This window comes from Ideonella azotifigens, from assembly GCF_006519715.1.
Classification (GTDB): domain Bacteria; phylum Pseudomonadota; class Gammaproteobacteria; order Burkholderiales; family Burkholderiaceae_C; genus Ideonella; species Ideonella azotifigens.
This window is the reverse complement of record NZ_VIDT01000804.1, coordinates 1-2,238: the sequence shown is the minus strand read 5'-3', so window position 1 is coordinate 2,238 and position 2,238 is coordinate 1. Positions and strand designations below refer to the sequence as shown.

The window sequence follows — 2,238 nt, the reverse complement described above, 5'->3', positions numbered from 1 at the left end:
CTGGTGGGCGCTTCGGCCCAGCCGGCAGGCAGGCGCTGGTAACGCACGCCATGCAGGTCCAGCCAACGCGCCACCGTGGCCGCCCAGGCGGCCGGCACCAGGTAGCCCGCGCCAGGTGCATTGACCACGGTTTTTGGCAACACCTCGTCGTACAGCGGCAGCTGCCAGACCTCGGGCTTGTTCTCGTCGTAGCGCGTCATCAGCGCACCGCTGATGTCCGACGGCGTGCGCGTGTAGGCATAGCCGCGGAACGGCACGATGCGCGCCTTGTCGGTGGCCGCGTAGTCCAGGGGCACAGGCTGGCCGGCGAGCTTCGCCGCCCGTTCGTCCGCCTCGTGCGCGATCTTCAACCAGGCCTGACCATGCTCGGCGATGCGGGCCAGCACCGATACGATGGTGTTGCGCATCACCCGCACCCGCGTCGGGTAGTCCTTCCACGAATGGGTCTCGACCAGCATCGCCAGCCGGTTGCGCAGCAGGAAATAGCCAGTGGAAAACCGCGGTGGCGAGACGCTGTCGCGCACGCCGGAGGCCGGGTCGTCCTCCACCTCGAAGCTGGGATAAAACGGTAGCGGCAGCGAGCCCTGCTGCGCCAGGTCGGCGATCACGCCGTCGCGCCAGGCGCGGCCCACGCTGCGCAGCGCCTCGTCGCCGGCGTTGACCGGCTCGACCATCACCGCCACGTCGTGCTCGAACTTCGCGCCGTCGGTCACGTGCAGGTCCACCGTGGCCAGCGGGTCCCAGTCGCGCACCAGGCCCAGCATGGCCTGCATCTCCGGCGCGTCGGCCTTCAGGTAGTCGCGGTTCAGGTTGTGGTTCTGGCCGGTGGTGCGCCAGCCCATTTCCTCCGGGCCGCGCTGGTTGGGTCGGTTCCAGGCGCCGAAGCGCTCGTGGCCATCGATGTTGAAGACCGGCACGAACAGCCACACCGCATGCTTCAACGCGCCCGGCGCGGCCTGCCCGTCCAGCACCTCGCGCAGCACCTGGAAGCCGGCGTCCTTGCCGTCGATCTCGCCGGCATGGATGCCGCTCTGGATCAGCACCACCGGCAGCCCGCGCTGGCGCGCTGCCTCGGGCGTCAGCGCACCGCTTTGCGAGATGGCCAGCGCCAGCATCGGCCGGCCTTCGGGCGTCTGGCCGAAGCGGATGCAGCGTACCGCCTTGGGCTGCGCCTGCTGCCAGGCCGCGCACAGGCGCTCGACCTCTTCGTAGCGCCCGGTGCGCAGGTAGCCGCTCTGCTCGGCCAGCGTGGGCTTGGGCCAGCTGGTTGCTGCGCCAGCCGGCAACACGGCCGCCACCAGCCCGGCTGCCGCGGCCAGGCGGTGCAGGGAACAAAAGGGCAGGAAGCGCCAGGGAAACGAACGGGGCATGGGAGGCAACGGGAAGTGGCGACGCGCCAGATTGTTGACCAGGGACAGCCAGCGCTGCGCAAAGCCACGGCCGCGCCGTTTTGCTCTGGTACGCTTTTGGTGACACCCCCATGCACAGCGGCGCACCCACAGCCCGCGCGAGGAGACCGACCCGATGTTCCTGACCCGCAGACGCCTGACCCTGGGCGCCGCTGCCTGCCTGGGCACCGGCCTGAGCGCCCTCGCCGGCTGCGCAGGCGACCCGCCCAAGCCAGCAGCCACCCCGGCACCGCCGCCCGACAGCGGCACCAGCGTCGTGCGCTACACCGAGACCATCTCTTCACTGCTGATCTCGCAGGACCGCAAGAACATCGTCGTCATCGGCAGCGGCTACCACTACATCTTCGACGCACCGCCCGGCCTGCTGGCCCTGCTCGCCTCGCCGCTGCATGCGCGCAGCAAGGGCAATCTGTCCAGCTTCCGGGTCGACGCCAAGGGCAAGATCCGCGGCCACTACACGCTGCAGATCGACAACCTGATCACCCCCTCCGAGCAGGACGCCGCGCGCAGCATGGGCTTCATTCGCGGCGCAGACCCGGCCAACCCCGAAGCCCATGTGCTGCGCGGCGAACTGGTCGGCCAGCGCTACCTGCAAAGCACGCTGGTCAGCGCCCGCGCCACCGAGAAGCTGAACCAGCGCTACGTGATCGAGGTGACGGCCGAACAGTCCACCGGCGACCGCGTGGCCGGCGCGCTGTCCACCCCGGTCACCGTGGCGACCGACGGCGTGCTGCTGCTCTACACCATCGTGCTGTCGCCCATCGTCGTGCCGCTGGTGGTGCTGACGCGCGAAAAGAAGAACTGACGGCCTTGTCCCAGTGTCCCCGCC

At 69.8% G+C, this 2,238-nt stretch carries 2 protein-coding genes; one reads left to right on the top strand and one right to left on the bottom strand.

The genetic code is table 11. The annotated features are described in order from the left end of the window. A partial coding sequence (locus tag FKP22_RS27850) for a M14 family metallopeptidase (protein ID WP_141291270.1) occupies positions 1-1,370 on the bottom strand: 1,370 nt, incomplete at its 3' end. A gap of 154 nt (positions 1,371-1,524) precedes the next feature. Here FKP22_RS27850 and FKP22_RS27845 point away from each other — a divergent pair. Next, the gene (locus tag FKP22_RS27845; protein WP_141291268.1) at positions 1,525-2,214 is read left to right on the top strand and encodes a hypothetical protein; all 690 of its coding nucleotides are present in this window, start codon (positions 1,525-1,527) and stop codon (positions 2,212-2,214) included. Positions 2,215-2,238: the final 24 nt, after the last annotated feature.